The following is a 17,623-nucleotide window of genomic DNA, read 5'->3' as shown; positions in this document are numbered from 1 at the left end:
TAGAAATCGTATAAAAAATCCTTTCAGCAGCTTGTTGTAAGGATTTTAATTTTTCTAAGGGATTTAGTTTATTTAATTGTATCGCTTAAAGTACCACTCATTGCAGCCGGAAAAGCAACTAGAATAATTCTTTTAAAAGCTAAAGTATTATCCACTCCCCATGGACATTTTTCAATAATGGTTAAAATAAGTCCTACTATTAACAAAGAGATAAAATAAGTTCCCAATACGCGTTTAAAAAACTCTAACACATAACCTTTAAAGGTTACTTTGTAGAAGTTGTAAAAAACAAATACGGAAATTAAACACAAAGACAAGCCTGCTATAGCTATTACATTGGCAAGAGGCAAAGATTCTCCTAAATTCCACACTTCTTCGGTTAATGAAATAGGAATTGCCATAATAGCCGAACCAATAACCACCTGCATAATGTCTCTAGCGTTAAACTCTAACATCAAAGGTTTTAAGGCATAACTTATAATTTCACCAGAGATGTCTGCAATAGGAACAATCCTATGCAAGTACCCGCCAATTCTTTTAATGGTGGTTTCTTTAATTTCTACTTTCTGATCCATGAAGTTGAATTTTAATCTCAAAATATAAGTTTATGTTCTTTGCGATTTATTTATTCTGTCAAATCAAAAATAACCAAATTAAATGAAAACAGGGTTTGGTAAATCACAGGAATATCAACCTTATGAAAAAAGGATTGTATCTGGGGTTGATCAACAAAATCAAAAAAAGTTTTAAAACAGGAAAAAAACTTAATTAGAATAAGTATAAATAAAATAAACTATTCAAATTAAACTTATTTTTGTGCTTCTAGCAATAGGCAATTTCTTTAAATTTGTTGCATATTTTATACGTACAAAATAAATTAAATCTATAAATATGTCACAAGACATCAGGGTAAAAAAAGGCTTATCTATTAAGCTGAAAGGGCAGGCAGCTTTGACTACAGCTGTTGCTGATCGTTCTGATTTCTACGCTATTAAACCCACAGATTTTCATGGTATTACTCCAAAGCTTGTCGTAAAAGCAGGAGATGAGGTGTCTGTTGGTGATGTGGTGTTCTTCTCTAAAGAAGACGACAGGGTTAAGTTTACTTCTCCTGTTGCTGGAATCGTTAAGGAGGTACAAAGAGGAGCTAAGCGTAAAGTTTTAGCAGTTATTATTGAAGCAAAATCAGAAGATAGCTTTAAAGATTTTGGAGCAGCAAATCCTTTGGATTTAGACAGAGAAGCTGTGTTAGGAAAAATTTTAGAAAGTGGTTCTTTTGCTTATGTAAAACAACGTCCGTATGACATTGTTGCCAACCCAAGCGATACTCCCAAAGCAATTTTTATTTCTTCTTTTGATACTGCTCCTTTAGCTCCAAATTATGCATATGCATTAAAAGGAAAAGAGGATGCTTTTCAGGCAGGAATCAATGCTTTGTCTAAACTAACAGAAGGAAATGTTTATTTAGGAGTAAATAGCAGCGAAGCTACTTTTTTTGATAAAGTAGAAAAAGCAACTATTTTACGTGTGTCTGGAAAACATCCTGCAGGGAATGTTGGAACACAGATTTCAAATGTTAGTCCAATCAACCAAGGAGAACGAGTTTGGACCTTAAACCCACAAGGGGTTGCCATTATTGGAGAATTGTTTTTAACAGGAAAATACAATCCAACCAAATTGGTAGCTATCGCAGGTTCTAAAGTAAACAATCCGCAATATTTTAGTTTAAAAGCTGGGCAAAATATTCAAAAAGTCTTAGCAGAAAATACAGTTACAGAAGGAGCTCGTGTAATTTCAGGAAACGTATTAACAGGAACACAAATTACAGCAGATGACTATTTAGGGTTTTACGATAACCTAGTTACAGTACTTCCTGAAGGAGACCAGAATCGTTTTATGGGATGGTTGCCTTTTGTAGGTAGCGGATCTATTCACTCTTTTTCTAAAACTTCTTTTTCTTGGCTAGCAGGAAACAAAACGTATGATTTAAATACAAGTCTAAACGGAGAAGAGAGAGCGTTGGTGGTAACTGGTGAGTTTGAAAAAGTAGTAGCCTTGGACGTGTATCCATTACAATTGATCAAAGCTTGTATGGCAAGTGACATCGAAAAAATGGAAAACTTAGGAATTTACGAGGTAATTCCCGAAGATTTTGCTTTGGTTGATTATATAGACCCTTCTAAAACAGAAGCTCAGGTAATCATCAGAAATGGATTAGACTTAATGATTAAAGAAGTAGGATAATGGATTTTTTAAGAAAGAAATTTGACCAAATAAGAAAACCTTTCGATAAGGGAGGAAAACTTGAAAAATTCGCTCCAGCGATCAACTCTATAGATACTTTATTATTTGTGCCAAATCACAATACGCACAAAGGGGCTCATATTAGAGATGGAGTAGATTTAAAACGTGTAATGGTAACGGTAATCTTTGCTTTGATTCCGGCCATGATTTTTGGAATGTACAACTTAGGATATCAACACTACATTCAATTAGAAGGTACAGCACCCGAATTGTTAAAAGCTTTGCTTTTCGGAGCAGGTAAGTTTTTACCAATGTTAGTAGTTTCTTATGGTGTAGGATTGGCTATTGAAATTGCTTTTGCTGTATACCGCCAGCACGAAGTTAATGAAGGATACTTGGTAACGGGAATGTTAATTCCGTTAATTATGCCTGTAGACATGCCTTTATGGATGTTAGGAGTATCTGTAGTATTTGCTGTGTTTATTGGTAAAGAAGCATTTGGAGGTACAGGAATGAATATTCTAAACCCAGCTTTAGTTGCTCGTGCTTTTGCCTTTTTCTCTTATGCACCTTACATGTCTGGAGACAAAGTTTGGGTAGCAGATGCTTATGAAATTGATGCTATTTCCGGAGAAACTATTTTAGGGCAGTTGGCTGCTGGAGAGCAAGCAGGATGGTCTGTTGCGGATATGTTTATCGGTTTGATTCCAGGTTCAGTTGGAGAAACATCTGTCTTGATGATTTTAGTAGGAGCGTTGTTGTTAATTGCAACAGGAGTAGGTTCTTGGAGAATTATGCTAGGAACGGTGATAGGAGGAGCTGTAATGGGATTGATTTTTAACGCACTTTCTCTAAATGCATTGATGACATTTCCTTGGTGGCAACACTTATTAGTAGGAGGATTTATGTTTGGAGCTGTTTTTATGACCACAGACCCTGTTTCTGCCGCGCAGACTACTAAAGGAAAGTGGATTTATGGAATTTTAATTGGAGTCTTTGCCATTTTAATCCGTGTGTTTAACGGAGCATATCCAGAAGGAATGATGATGGCTATTTTATTAATGAACGTTTTTGCACCAACCATAGACCACTATGTGATTGCTGGAAATATTAAAAAACGTAAAAACCGTTTAAAAGCAGCATAATTATGAATAAAAATAGCAATGCATATACATTTATTTTCGCAATTATTATTGTAACCGTTATTGCGGGATTGTTGGCTTTTACTGCAACAAGTTTAAAAGACTTGCAAGACACCAATGTAAAGGCTGAAAAAATGCAGAATATACTAGGAACTGTAGGTGTAACAGATGTGTCAAGAGACGATGCACAAGCTGCATTTGATCAATACATCAAAAAACAATTGGCTTTAACCAATAAGGGAACTGTAGACGAAAAAACCAATGCGTTTAACATCAATCTTAAGAATGAGGTTAAAAAGCCAGAAGACGAGCAAAGATATCCTTTATACATAGCAGAAAAAGATGGGAAAACATTTTACGTTGTGCCTTTGTATGGTGCAGGTTTGTGGGATGCCATTTGGGGATATGTAGCTTTAGGAGAGGATGAAAATACCATTGTAGGAGCTAATTTTGATCACAAAGGGGAAACCCCAGGATTGGGAGCAGAAATTACTACAGATTGGTTTCAAGCTCAATTCGAAGGAAAGAAAATTTTAGACGAGTCAAACAATTTTGTCTCTGTAACTGCTGTAAAAGGTGGTGCAAAACCAGGAGACGAACATGGAGTTGATGCCATTTCTGGAGGTACAATTACTTCTAATGGGGTATCGAACATGATTGAAGAACGTTTGGCACATTATTTACCATACTTTAAAAACAACTAGTCATGGCAGAAGAAAAAGAACCTTTGTTTTCAAAGCAAAATAGATCATTATTAACAGATCCACTAGATGATAATAACCCGATTTCAGTTCAGGTATTAGGAATCTGTTCAGCTTTGGCAATTACCGTACAGTTAAAACCTGCAGTTGTAATGTCTTTAGCCGTATTGTTTGTCGTTATTGCATCTAACGTAATTGTATCGTTAATCCGTAACTTAATTCCAGGACGTATTCGTATCATCGTTCAATTATTAATTGTAGCATCTTTAGTAATCTTAGTAGACCAAATTTTAAAAGCTTATGCTTATGATGTAAGTAAAGAGTTATCGGTTTTTGTAGGATTGATTATTACCAACTGTATTGTTATGGGGCGTTTAGAGGCCTTTGCTTTGGCAAATGGACCTTGGAAATCCTTTTTAGACGGTGTTGGTAACGGAGCAGGATACGCTTTGATTTTGGTCATTGTAGCAGTATTTCGTGAGTTGTTAGGGTCTGGAAAATTATTCGGTATTGAAATTTTAGGACACAAAGCAAAAACCATCGCAGATTCAACAGGTTTGTATGCCTTAGGGTACGAAAACAACGGATTTATGTTGTTGTCTCCAATGGCTTTAATTACTGTAGGAATTATTATTTGGGTACAACGCTCTAAGAATAGAAAATTAATTGAAACACACTAAAACCTAAAGAAATGGATTATATTAACATATTTGTAAAAAGTATTTTTATAGACAATATGGTATTTGCATATTTCTTAGGAATGTGTTCTTACCTAGCGGTATCTAAAACAGTTAATACAGCTGTAGGATTAGGAGCTGCCGTAGTTTTTGTATTGTCTATTACTGTGCCTGTAAACTATTTAATTGATAGTTTTTTGTTAAAACCAGGAGCTTTATCTTGGTTAGGAGAAGAGTACGCTTCTATTGATTTGTCCTTTTTATCATTCATCATGTTTATTGCGGTAATCGCATCTATGGTACAATTGGTAGAGATGATTGTAGAGCGTTTTGCTCCTGCTTTATACGGAGCATTGGGTATTTTCTTACCCTTAATTGCTGTAAACTGTGCCATCTTAGGAGGGTCTTTGTTTATGCAACAAAAAGATTTTGCCAATGTAGGAGAATCTGCAGTGTATGGATTAGGTTCGGGTATAGGATGGTTTTTAGCCATTGTTGCTATTGCTGCAATTAGAGAAAAAATTACATATTCTAACGTGCCAGCACCTTTAAAAGGATTGGGAATTACCTTTATCATTACAGGGTTAATGGCTATTGGATTTATGTCTTTTTCAGGAATTAAATTATAATCAATAAAGAACAAAGTATTATGACAATCTTAGTAAGTATTGTAGTTTTCTTGATCATTGTTTTGGTATTGGTTTCTATTTTGTTAGGAGCAAAAGCCAAATTATTGCCATCAGGAAAAGTAAAAGTAACCATCAATGGAGAAAGAACAATTGAGGTAGATACAGGTAGTTCTTTATTGGCTACTTTAGGAAACGAAAAAATATTTTTACCATCTGCTTGTGGTGGTGGTGGAACTTGTTTACAGTGTGAATGTCATGTTCACTCTGGTGGTGGGGAAGCTCTGCCAACAGAAACACCGCACTTTACTCGTAAAGAATTGGCCAAAGGAGCTCGCTTAGGGTGTCAGGTAAAAGTTAAAAACGATATGGAAATCTCAATTCCAGAAGAAATTTTTGGAATTAAAAAATGGGAAGCAACCGTGGTACGTAACTATAACGTAGCATCTTTTATTAAAGAGTTTGTGGTAGAGATCCCAGAAGATATGGACTACAAAGCAGGAGGGTATATTCAGATTGAGGTTCCAAAAACGGAAGTGAAGTTTGAAGACATCGACATTACTGCGCATCCAAAAGATCACCCAGGAGAGCCAGATAAATTTAAGCAAGAATGGGATAAATTTGGATTGTGGCCATTGGTAATGAAAAACGATGAAACCATCGAACGTGCTTACTCTATGGCTTCTTACCCAGCAGAAGGACGTGAAATTATGTTAAACGTACGTATAGCCACTCCTCCTTTTGATAGAGCTAAAGGAACTTGGATGGATGTAAATCCTGGAGTTGCTTCTTCTTACGTGTTTAACCAAAAACCAGGAGACAAAGTTGTAATCTCTGGACCTTATGGAGAATTCTTTATCAACGAAGATTCTGATGCTGAAATGATTTATGTAGGAGGTGGAGCAGGTATGGCACCTATGCGTTCGCACTTGTACGAGTTATTTCACACTATGAAAACAGGTCGTAAAGTAACTTATTGGTACGGAGGTCGTTCTAAACGAGAATTGTTTTATATTCACTATTTTGAAGATTTGATGGAGAAATTCCCGAACTTTAAATTACAGTTGGTGTTGTCTGAACCTTTACCAGAAGACAATTGGAAAGTTAAAAAAGATATCAACGATGACGAAGGTGATGGATTTGTAGGATTTGTACACCAAGCATTGATTGATAATTATTTATCAGATCATGAAGCACCAGAAGATATAGAATTCTACTTCTGTGGACCACCAATGATGAACCAAGCAGTAGTTAAAATGTGTGATGATTTTGGAGTGCCAAAAGAAAATGTACGTTTTGATGACTTTGGAGGATAAGAAATAAAAATTCTAAATGCATATCAAAATCCTGTTACTAATAAAAAGTAACAGGATTTTTGTTTTTTATACAAGATATCAACTAGATTAATAGATTTTGTTGGGTGTTGAATCATATGTGTTACGATAAATTAATTTTTGGGGTTAATTTTGTGTGGAATTAACAAACTAACCAACCAAAAACAAAAAATTATGAAAGTTAAATTACATCCATTTATTTATTTAATGATGTTTCTTTTTTTGTGCAACTGTTCTTCTAACTCAGAAGATGAATTTATACCGCCAGCTACAGTACAAGAGTGTACTAAAACTTGTGATACGGGTTTTACATTAAACGAAGAGACTTGCGAGTGCGAAGAGGATCCTGTTGAAGCTTGTAACATTACATGTGATGCAGGATACAGAGTAAATGATGAAAACTGTGAATGTGAAAAGATTCCAGATTTAACAGAAGGAATAAAGTATGGAGACAATTACATTGTTTTTCAACCAGAAATCACAAAGTCTAATTTAGATCAATGGAAGCTAAGAACCCAAGGAACTGATGGATATTATCCAGAACATGCAGATGCAAACATAAAAGATACTGATTTGCCTGCAATAGGGAATAGTTACCTTGAATTTACAGGGAATAACTTAAACGGAGGAACTCCTACATCACCTTTAAAGTATACATTTGTATGTCCAAAAACAACCAAATACCGTTTGGTAATGAGAATGTTGCAACCCTTAGAGTCATGTACTGTGGGTTCTAATCATTGTGCAGATAACGGATATGTTAAAGGAGATAAAAGAAACGATTGCTGGGTAAAATTAGAAGGGGACTTTACTTCAGGAAATCACATTGCTGATGACGAATTAAAGAAAACCAAAAAGTTTTGGGGAAGAGGTGTAAGAAAATGGGGCTCTTGTCATATGATTGAGGCACATAACAAAGCAGGAAGTGGAGTGAACGCTAAGGCATTATACAACTTAAAAAAAGGCGAAGTTTATACATTTACTATTGCAGGACGTGCGCAAGGTTGTAGTATTGATTACGTTATGTTTTATGAGGAGAGTTTAGAAACATCTCTAGAATTAACTATAGAAAACCATACGGATATTGCAGTAGAATTTCCAGAAGAATACAGACCTGATACTGACAAGTAATTTGTGAAACAATATAAAGAGTAGACCGAGCAAGACACTTTGTTTTGTTCGGTTTTTTTGTGCAAAAAAACCAATTCATTTTTTTGTTGTTGTAAATCCATTCAATCCCTGTATCTTTGCAAAATGGAACAAGAGTTAAGACTATCAAGCTGGTTACCAACCACTAAAAAAGAATGTAAGATACGCGGATGGGATGAATTGGATGTAATTCTATTTAGTGGAGATGCTTATGTAGACCATCCATCATTTGGTCCTGCAGTTATTGGTCGTTTGTTAGAAAGTTACGGTTTGCGAGTAGCTATTGTGCCGCAACCCAATGTAAACGATAACTTACAAGATTTTGAAAAACTAGGGCAGCCTAAGTTGTTTTTTGGTGTTACTTCTGGAGTAATGGATTCTATGGTAAGCAATTATACAGCAAGCAAACGAAAAAGAGACAAAGATGCCTATACACCTAATGGAGATATTGGGTTTAGACCCGATTATGCCACTACAGTATATACTAAAATTTTAAAAGATAAATTTCCTGAAACCCCAGTTTTAATAGGAGGAATTGAAGCTTCTTTACGAAGAGTTACACATTACGATTATTGGACAGATAAGTTAAAACCTACTATTTTAAAAGAATCAGGTGCCGATATTTTAGTGTATGGTATGGGAGAACAGCCTTTAAAAGAAATTGTAACATTAATGCAAAAAGGAGTTCCGTTTAGTTCTTTAAAAACGATTAAACAAACCGCATACTTACAACCCAAGGAGCAAGCGCTTCAGAAAAATAAAAATTGGGATGATAAGTGGCTTAGTTCTCATGATGCATGTTTGGCAGATAAAAAAACGTTTGCAGCCAATTTTAAAACCATAGAACAAGAATCTAACAAAACCTATGGAGGTAGAATTTTACAAGAAGTAGGGGAAGATTTGTTGGTCATCAATCCACCTTATCCAACCATGTTAGAAAAAGAAATAGATGCATCTTTTGATTTGCCATATACGCGTTTGCCACATCCTAAATACAACAAACGTGGCCCCATCCCTGCTTTTGAAATGATTAAGTTTTCCATCAACACCCATAGAGGTTGCTTTGGAGGATGTAGTTTTTGTACCATTTCAGCACATCAAGGAAAATTTATTGCCAGTCGTAGCAAAGAATCTATTTTAAAAGAGGTAGATCAGGTGGCAAATATGAAAGACTTTAAAGGGTATTTGTCGGACATTGGTGGGCCTTCGGCCAATATGTATCAAATGAAAGGGAAGGTGCAGGAGATTTGTGATAAATGTGTAGCTCCATCTTGTATTAATCCAGTAATTTGCTCAAATTTAGATACTTCGCATGCAGCTATGACAGACTTGTATCAAGCGGTAGACAAACATCCAAAAGTTAAAAAATCGTTTATAGGTTCTGGAATTCGATACGATATGCTAGTGCCCGATTTTAATAAAAATGCCGATCCAAAGGAATTGCTAGATTATACAGAAGAAGTTATTACGCATCATGTTTCGGGGCGATTAAAAGTAGCTCCAGAGCATACATCAGACAAGGTGTTAAAGTTGATGCGTAAACCATCGTTTTCTAACTTTCATGATTTTAAAAAGATTTTTGATAAAATCAACTTAAAGAAAAGGCTTAATCTACAATTAATACCGTATTTTATTTCCAGTCATCCACAATCAGACATAGAAGACATGGCCAATATGGCTGCTGAAACTAAAGATATGGGATTTCAGCTAGAACAAGTACAGGGGTTTACACCTACCCCAATGACGGTGGCTACAGTAATTTATTATAGTGGTTACCATCCGTATACATTAGAGGAGATGAAAACTCCAAAAACGGCCAAAGAAAAAGAAGAACAACATCGATTCTTTTTTTGGTACAAAAAAGAAAATCAGGCATGGATTCGTAAATCTTTAAGTAAAATAGGAAGACAAGATTTACTGCAGAAGCTGTTGCCTAAAGGAGGAAATACGGGATACAAGAAAGACTTTAAACCTAAAAATACTTTTGATGATGCTGTTGCAACTCCAAAAGGGATTAGAAAAGGGAAATCTAAACCAAATAGGAACGCTAAAAATAAAGACGGTTTTGTAAGTGTTTTAGATAAAAGGACAAGAGATACAAGCCCTAACAATAGCAAGCGAAAACCAAGAAAAAAAACAAGGTAACTTTTAAGATTTTTTTAAACCATTTTAGATCTATAGGGTCTAAGATATGATTACAGTTTTTTGGTTAACTATTGTAGTTTTTTAATCTCAACATTTTTGTTAATGATAAATGATTAAAATTTGGTTAGTTTAAAGCTCTTAGCAATTTAGCTAAGAGCTTTTGTTTTTTCTAAGAGTTATTCTATGTTAAAAAGGTTATTTTTGAAATACCAAATACATCATAGATATGACTAAAAAACTCTATTTCTTATTCATTCTTTTTACAACCGTTGTTTTTGCTCAAAATGATGAGGTTAAAGTAGATCTTAGTTCTCCTTACAAAACAATTTATACCCACTTATACTTTTTGCAACCCGATAGCTTTGATGCCAAAAAAGCAGCAGCTACAATTTATGGCGAAAATCAAGAAAAATCGGAAGAGATTTCTATAAAAATTAAGCAAGTATTAGATGGTAAAGGTCTTCGGGTAGATATGGAATCTCTTCCAACGGAAGCTAACTATAAAGACACTCTTAGTAGTGGAATTGTAAAAAATAAATACATCCTTTTTCCTGAAGTAATGCCAGAAATTTACGTTGAAAAAATAGCAGGCAAGTGGTATTATGGAAGAGAAACCAATTTAAAAATAGATGCTTTGTACAAAAGTGTTTTTCCTCCTGGAACAGAGTTTATTAAAAGAATAATTCCCAACATAGGCCATAAAAAGTTCCTTGGAATAGAGCTCTGGCAATACTTAGGAATGGCTATTTTTATAACTATAGCTACGTTGTTGTTTTGGTTGCTAAACAGGTTGATCATCTTTGTTTTGCAAAGGTTAGAGAGTTTGTTTATAAAATTCTCTCACGACTCTTTAAGTACTTTTTTTGCCAAACTAGCTAGACCATCATCACTGCTAATTATTTTTTACATTTTAGAGGTTTATATTCCTATGTTGCAATTTGGTATTGATATCAATTCTTTTTTGATTAAAGGTTTAGAAATTGCACAAACCGTGTTGTGGATTTATGTATTCCTACAAATTGTAAATGTTTTGATAGAAGTATATTTATCGTATACAGCCAAAACAGAAAGTAAATTAGACGATCAATTAGCTCCTATTCTTAGTAGGTTAATGCGAATTTTGGTTGTTTTTTTAGGAGTGTTAAAAATGCTAACAGTTTTTGGTGTTAATACATCAACAGTCATTGCAGGGGCTAGTATTGGTGGTTTGGCAGTAGCTTTGGCTTCGCAAGACACAGTTAAGAACTTAATTGGTACTTTTATGATCTTTTTAGACAAGCCCTTTCAGATTGGAGATTGGATTGATGGAGGAGGTGTTGTAGGAACTGTAGAAGAAGTAGGGTTTAGATCTAGTAAAATACGTGCTGCAGATACCTCTCTTTATTACATTCCTAATAGCAAACTTTCAGAAATTGTAATTAATAATTTTGGTTTGCGTTTGTTTAGAAGATACAATACAACACTAGGGATTAGATACGATACACCTCCAGAATTGATAGAGGCTTTTACCGAAGGAGTAAGAAGAATTATAAAAAAATCTCCATTAACTGTAGCAGAAAAATACAATGTTGAGTTTGTAGGATACGGAGATTCATCCTTAAATATTATGGTAAATATGTATTTCGAGTCCTTAGATTGGAACAAAGAACAATCCTCTAAGCATGCACTTAATATGGAGATTTTAAAGTTAGCAGCAGCTTTAGGGGTTGAGTTTGCTTTTCCTTCTCAAACGTTAATGATAGAACAATTTCCGGACAAAACTACAATAGATATGAACTATAATGTTGACAAAGAACAACTTAAAAATGTTATAGATAGGATTGATAAGTAGATCTATGTATTTATTTAACTGACTGTTTGTTATTAGTTTAGCTTTTTATTTTTACTAATAAATAGTCATGAGAAAATTCTGTTATCCCTTGTTGTTATTTTTGGTTTTGTTGATAAGTTGTGAAAACAATCAGGAAGATTTTATAATAGAGCAAAGCCAAAATGAAAAAAAAGAAAAAGTAATCTTATTTACGACTAAAGCCGAAAGGTTTGGAGTGGTAGAAAACCCTGAGGGAGCATACAATTATGATGGCTTGGATTTTACAGGATGGGACGTAGTAGTTGGCGATGCCAATTATGTAATGAATAACGAAGCTCCCATTACCATTAACGATATAGAAACAGAACACCAAGATTCATTGTCTGTTTTATCGGCAAATGTATCCAATAGATATATTATGACACATAACATCACCTACAAGAAAATTGTAAGTGATTCACTTGTGTTAATGAAACATAAGGCCAGTTATAAATTTAAAATTCCCTACACAGTTTCTACTCAAAACACCACAAACAATGGGCAAACAGTAGAAGGAGGGTTGTTTGTTTGGGACGGAAGCGATACGCAGTTAGATTATGGTTTGGCTTTTCAGTGGATTGTAAATCCATGGGTTCCTGAATTTGGAGAAGTTCACTATTGGGACGGGGCTTATTGGCAATACCTAACCACTTTACCTGTAGATACGCTTTATCATTCTATTGTATTCGAATTGAATTTTAGATCCTATCAAGCCTTTATAACTATAGATGGAGTCTTGTATACACAAAATGTTATTTCTACTACTCCCAAGCAAGGCTGGGGAAACACGGTAGACGGAAGGCTTCAAGCCGAAGTCATTAGCATATATCCATCTGAGTATGCGGAGTCCATCCCTGTTCAGGAAGTTTATTTTAAAGATTGGGAGTGGGAAGGAGAGTACAACTAATTAAATGTTTTTGAATATTTTTTAATGAAATAAAATAATTTCAAGTGTTTTTTTATGGTATTAATAAAAAAATATATTTATATTTGCTGTAATTGGAATAAAGATAGATTTTGTTTTGTTAAAAAGTCATTGTTTCATAATTAATTGATTTAATTATATTCATGTTGATTATTTCTTCGCTGTTGAGCTGGTTACTCAACAGCGATTTTTTTTATACTTACCGCACTGATTCTTAAAGTTTTTTTTCTGTAATTCATATAATAATTGTAATTTCGCTGCCTGTTTTATTTACGTGATGCAAAAAGTAGTTTATATAGTAGTTTTATGCTGTAGCCTAGGTTCTGTAACAGGAACAGAGGTGTGTGTGCCTAGACGACGAATTAGGGAATAGCCTGCGTGTTCAGGGTATTCCGTAAATTTTCGTGCTCAAACCTCTATACCTAACAAAACTTTTTTAAAACATCAAAATGAAAATTGTAACTGCAAATAAATCACACTTTAAGTACGCAGAAATTATATGCGAAACCATTGAGACTTCTGCTCAGGTTCGCGGAACAGGTATTGCTAAAAGAACTCCAGAATACATTCAGAAAAAATTAGAAAGCGGAGATGCTGTGATCGCATTAGACGGAGATAAATTTGCTGGATTTTGCTATATAGAAACATGGGAAAACAAATCTTATGTAGTGCATTCTGGTTTAATTGTACATCCCGATTACAGAAATCAAGGCTTGGCTAAAAAGATTAAAACCAAAGTTTTTAATTACTCAAAAGAAAAATATCCAGGGGCTAAAGTGTTTGGTATTACTACTGGGCTGGCTGTTATGAAAATTAACTCAGATTTAGGTTACAAGCCTGTAACTTTTTCGGAGCTTACTCAAGACGATGCTTTTTGGAATGGATGTAAATCTTGTAGAAACTTTGATATTTTAACAAGAAACGATCGTAAAATGTGTTTGTGTACAGGAATGTTATACGATCCTAAGGCAAAAACATCTAAAGAAGAAGGAGCTAGTTTGTTCCGAAAAAAACTAGAGCAACTTAAAAACAAGTTGGTTAAAAAATAAAACGTTACAGATTTTACACTCTTGGTAGAATCTGTCTAGTTTTTTTGTTTTCAAATCATAATTTTTAATGTTTCATTCACATTCCGTATTTTTGCGGACTGGAAATAGAGTTCATGAAGTTGAAAGATAAAAAGATAAAGGTTTTTCTTTGTCGCTTTTAGTATTTAACGGATTGGATACATAATATAACAAAATAAGGTTGTAAAGTTGATTCTTTATAAACCTTAAAACTTTACAAACTAGTTAAAGGTATGGATAAGGTAGTATTGGCATATAGTGGAGGTTTAGATACTTCGTATTGTGTAAAATATTTAATCAACGAATTAAAGCTAGAAGTACACTCGGTTTTAGTAAATACAGGTGGTTTTACCAAAGAAGAATTGGCTGCTGTTGAGAAAAAAGCTTATGAAATGGGAGTAACTTCTCATGAAAATAAAGATATTTTAGAAAAATACTACGACAAAGCGATTAAGTACATGGTGTATGGAAATGTGTTAAAAAACAACACGTATCCGTTGTCTGTATCTGCAGAGCGTGTTTTTCAATCTATAGAAGTCGTAAAATATGCAAAATCTGTAGGAGCAAAATACATTGCACATGGTTCTACTGGAGCAGGAAACGACCAAGTTCGTTTTGATATGATTTTCCAAACCATCGCACCAGAAATTGAAATTATTACACCAATTCGTGATTTAAAATTATCTCGTCAAACAGAAATAGATTATTTAAAATCTCATGGAGTAGATATGAACTGGGAAAAATCTAAATATTCTATCAATAAAGGAATTTGGGGAACCTCAGTAGGTGGAGTAGAAACGTTAAAGTCTCAAAAAGCATTGCCTAGCGAAGCATATCCAAGTCAATTAAAAAGAGAAGACGAAGAAGAGGTAACCTTAACTTTTGATAAAGGTCAGTTAGTGGCTTTTAATGGAGTGAAAGACACCCCAGTAAACAATATTTTAAAGTTAGAAGAAATTGCTTCTGCTTTTGCTATTGGTAGAGATATTCACGTTGGAGATACTATTGTAGGAATTAAAGGACGTGTTGGTTTTGAAGCTGCTGCTGCAACCGTAATTATCAAAGCACATCACTTGTTAGAAAAACACACCTTGTCTAAAGCACAACAAATTACCAAAGAAGGATTGGGGACTACATACGGAACTTTGTTTCACGATGGTCAGTACTTAGAGCCTTTAATGCGTAACATAGAAAAGTTTTTAGAAGATTCTCAAAAAACAGTAAGTGGAGATGTGTATGTAACTTTACGTCCGTATCATTTTGTGGTAACAGGAATTAATTCAGAATACGATTTAATGGCTTCTGGATTTGCAGATTACGGAGAAGAAAACAATGCTTGGTCTAGCCAAGATGCTAAAGGATTTATAAAAATATACGGTATGCAAAACAAAATCTTTTACCACGTAAATAAAGATTTGTTAGAGGCATAAAAATTAGTTTGTCAAGTTGCAAGTTCTTAAAGTTTAAAAGTTATCTAAATCAAGATAAACAACTTTTTAACCTGTAACTTTATAACTTTATAAACTAAATTAAAATGATAAAAGCAGGAATAGTAGGAGGAGCAGGATATACAGCAGGAGAATTGATTAGGTTGATTATGAATCATCCTGAATTAACGTTAGATTTTGTATACAGTACTTCTAATGCCGGAAATAAATTATACAAAGTACATGCAGACTTGTTGGGTGATACTGAACAAGATTTTACAGATACCATTAATCCAGAAGTTGATGTGTTGTTTTTGTGTTTAGGTCATGGAAACTCTACTACTTTTTTACAAAACAATACGTTTTCTAACAACACTAAAATTATTGATTTAAGTAATGATTTTCGTTTAAATGCCGATATGGTTTTTGAAGGAAAAGAGTTTGTGTACGGATTGCCAGAAGTTAAAAAAGAGGAAATTAAAAAAGCAAAATACATTGCCAATCCTGGTTGTTTTGCCACTTGTATTCAGTTTGCTTTGTTGCCTTTAGCAAAAGCTAAAAAATTAGGGAATGATATTCACATCAACGCAACCACAGGAGCAACAGGAGCAGGAGTATCGCCAAGTGCTACTTCTCACTTTCCTTGGAGAGATAATAATTTTTCTGTGTACAAACCTTTTACACATCAACATTTAGGTGAAATAGGTGAGACTTTAGAAGCTTTGCAAGAAGGAAAAACAGGAGAATTGTTCTTTATTCCAAATCGGGGAAACTTTAGTCGTGGTATTTTTGCTTCTATCTATACTAAGTTCGATGGAACTTTAGAAGAAGCTAAAAAAATATATACAGATTATTATGCAGAGGCATCTTTTGTACACATTACGGATGCCCCTGTAAATATGAAACAAGTAGTAAATACAAACAAATGTGCTATTTCTATTATCAAGCACGGAGATCAAATTTTAATTTACGCTGCTATTGATAATTTACTAAAAGGAGCTTCAGGACAAGCCATTCAGAATATGAATTTAATGTTTGGTTTTGAAGAAACTTTAGGATTGAATTTAAAAGGAAGTGCATTCTAAAATAGTATCGAGTACAAAGTATCGAGTATCAAGACATGGATACTAAATACCAACTACTAGATACCAGATACCAATAAAAAATGAAATTATTTGACGTTTACCCATTATACAACGTTACTCCTGTAAAAGCACAAGGAGCTTATGTTTGGGATAATAAAGGAGATAAATATTTAGACTTATACGGAGGTCACGGTGTGATTTCTATTGGTCATACGCATCCAACTTACAAAGCAGCTTTAGAAAATCAGTTGAGTAATATTGGTTTTTATTCTAATGCCATTCAAAATCCTTTGCAACAAGAGTTGGCAGATAAATTAGGAGAATTGTCTGGTTGTGGAGAAGATTATGCTTTGTTTTTGTGTTCTACCGGAGCTGAAGCCAATGAAAATGCAATTAAAGTAGCATCTTTCTACAATCAAAAATCTAGAGTAATAGCTTTTAAAAACGGATTCCACGGACGTACTTCTGGAGCTGTTTCTATCACTGATAATCCAAAAATTATTGCTCCTATCAACGCACACAATCCGGTTACTATTTTACCGTTGAATGATATTGAGTTGGTAAAAGCAGAAATTGCCAAAGGAGATGTTTCATCGGTAATTGTAGAACCAATTCAGGGAGTAGGAGGGTTAGATATGCCAACCACAGAATTTTTACAAGAAGTAAGAAAAACTACTCAAGAGAATAATGTGTGCTTGATATTGGATGAAGTACAATCTGGTTATGGACGTTCTGGGAAGTTCTTTGCACACCAACACCATAGAGTAAAAGCAGATATAATTCCAATGGCGAAAGGAATGGGGAATGGTTTCCCGATTGGAGGAGTATTGATTCATAAGTCGATAGAGCCTTGGTACGGAATGTTAGGAACTACTTTTGGAGGTTCTCACTTGGCTTGTGCTGCTGGAATTGCCGTGTTAGATGTAATTAAAGAAGAAAGCTTGATGGAGAATGTAGTTGAAATCAACGCATACTTTAAAGAGCAAGTGAAAGATTTACCAGGAGTAAAACAAATTAAAGGAGAAGGATTGATGTTAGGTTTAGAATTTGACTTTGAAGTGGGAGACTTACGCAAGAAATTAATCTACGATAAAAAGATATTTACAGGGGGAGCTAGCAATAAAAACTTGTTGCGTATTTTACCTCCGTTAAATAGCACTAAAGCAGATATTGATGTTTTTATTAAGGCATTAAAAGAGTTATTGTAAACGAAACTTTGTTGATTTTTCAAGAAAAAATCGTACTGAAAGTC

At 34.2% G+C, this 17,623-nt stretch carries 15 protein-coding genes; 14 read left to right on the top strand and 1 reads right to left on the bottom strand.

Features of this window, described 5'->3' with window-relative positions; genetic code table 11:
* Nucleotides 1–68: 68 nt before the first annotated feature.
* Complete coding sequence (locus tag FS85_RS0111980) at nt 69–575, bottom strand: DUF2391 family protein (RefSeq protein ID WP_010136561.1); 507 nt, start codon at nt 573–575, stop codon at nt 69–71.
* Between the two features lie 316 nt (nt 576–891).
* Between FS85_RS0111980 and FS85_RS0111970 the strand changes: the two genes are divergently transcribed.
* From FS85_RS0111970 to FS85_RS0111905, 14 genes are all read left to right on the top strand, one after another.
* The gene (locus tag FS85_RS0111970) at nt 892–2,244 is read left to right on the top strand and encodes a Na(+)-translocating NADH-quinone reductase subunit A (protein WP_010136560.1); all 1,353 of its coding nucleotides are present in this window, start codon (nt 892–894) and stop codon (nt 2,242–2,244) included.
* Nucleotides 2,244–3,389: an NADH:ubiquinone reductase (Na(+)-transporting) subunit B gene (locus FS85_RS0111965; RefSeq protein WP_010136559.1), complete on the top strand. Its 1,146-nt coding sequence runs from the start codon at nt 2,244–2,246 to the stop codon at nt 3,387–3,389. Before FS85_RS0111970 ends, FS85_RS0111965 begins: the two co-directional genes overlap by 1 nt.
* A gap of 2 nt (nt 3,390–3,391) precedes the next feature.
* The gene (nqrC, locus tag FS85_RS0111960) at nt 3,392–4,090 is read left to right on the top strand and encodes an NADH:ubiquinone reductase (Na(+)-transporting) subunit C (RefSeq protein WP_010136558.1); all 699 of its coding nucleotides are present in this window, start codon (nt 3,392–3,394) and stop codon (nt 4,088–4,090) included.
* A 2-nt stretch (nt 4,091–4,092) separates the two neighbouring features.
* On the top strand, nt 4,093–4,767 hold the full coding sequence (locus FS85_RS0111955) for an NADH:ubiquinone reductase (Na(+)-transporting) subunit D (protein ID WP_010136556.1): 675 nt from the start codon (nt 4,093–4,095) through the stop codon (nt 4,765–4,767).
* 11 nt (nt 4,768–4,778) lie between these two features.
* On the top strand, nt 4,779–5,393 hold the full coding sequence (gene nqrE, locus FS85_RS0111950; protein WP_010136555.1) for an NADH:ubiquinone reductase (Na(+)-transporting) subunit E: 615 nt from the start codon (nt 4,779–4,781) through the stop codon (nt 5,391–5,393).
* A 20-nt stretch (nt 5,394–5,413) separates the two neighbouring features.
* Nucleotides 5,414–6,706: an NADH:ubiquinone reductase (Na(+)-transporting) subunit F gene (gene nqrF / locus FS85_RS0111945; protein ID WP_010136554.1), complete on the top strand. Its 1,293-nt coding sequence runs from the start codon at nt 5,414–5,416 to the stop codon at nt 6,704–6,706.
* A 192-nt stretch (nt 6,707–6,898) separates the two neighbouring features.
* Entirely contained in the window at nt 6,899–7,855 is a 957-nt protein-coding gene (locus FS85_RS0111940; RefSeq protein ID WP_139062211.1) for a hypothetical protein, read from the top strand.
* Between the two features lie 123 nt (nt 7,856–7,978).
* Nucleotides 7,979–10,018, top strand: coding sequence for a YgiQ family radical SAM protein (locus FS85_RS0111935; RefSeq protein ID WP_010136552.1), 2,040 nt, complete (start codon nt 7,979–7,981; stop codon nt 10,016–10,018).
* Nucleotides 10,019–10,244: 226 nt separating this feature from the next.
* A complete protein-coding gene (locus FS85_RS0111930; RefSeq protein ID WP_010136551.1) occupies nt 10,245–11,849 on the top strand; it encodes a mechanosensitive ion channel family protein in 1,605 nt (534 codons plus the stop codon).
* Between the two features lie 67 nt (nt 11,850–11,916).
* Nucleotides 11,917–12,774 carry a hypothetical protein gene (locus FS85_RS0111925; protein WP_010136550.1) on the top strand — a complete coding sequence of 286 codons (858 nt, stop codon included), beginning with the start codon at nt 11,917–11,919 and terminating at the stop codon, nt 12,772–12,774.
* A gap of 467 nt (nt 12,775–13,241) precedes the next feature.
* Nucleotides 13,242–13,841, top strand: a complete 600-nt coding sequence (locus tag FS85_RS0111920; protein WP_010136549.1) for a GNAT family N-acetyltransferase — start codon at nt 13,242–13,244, stop codon at nt 13,839–13,841.
* Between the two features lie 251 nt (nt 13,842–14,092).
* On the top strand, nt 14,093–15,289 hold the full coding sequence (gene argG / locus FS85_RS0111915; protein WP_010136548.1) for an argininosuccinate synthase: 1,197 nt from the start codon (nt 14,093–14,095) through the stop codon (nt 15,287–15,289).
* A 104-nt stretch (nt 15,290–15,393) separates the two neighbouring features.
* On the top strand, nt 15,394–16,371 hold the full coding sequence (gene argC, locus FS85_RS0111910; RefSeq protein WP_010136547.1) for an N-acetyl-gamma-glutamyl-phosphate reductase: 978 nt from the start codon (nt 15,394–15,396) through the stop codon (nt 16,369–16,371).
* An 80-nt stretch (nt 16,372–16,451) separates the two neighbouring features.
* Nucleotides 16,452–17,579, top strand: coding sequence for an aspartate aminotransferase family protein (locus FS85_RS0111905; protein WP_010136546.1), 1,128 nt, complete (start codon nt 16,452–16,454; stop codon nt 17,577–17,579).
* Nucleotides 17,580–17,623: the final 44 nt, after the last annotated feature.

Source organism: Ochrovirga pacifica (genome assembly GCF_000220525.1).
Classification (GTDB): domain Bacteria; phylum Bacteroidota; class Bacteroidia; order Flavobacteriales; family Flavobacteriaceae; genus Ochrovirga; species Ochrovirga pacifica.
The sequence above is the reverse complement of the archived record's forward strand: the minus strand, read 5'-3'. Positions and strand labels throughout refer to the sequence as shown.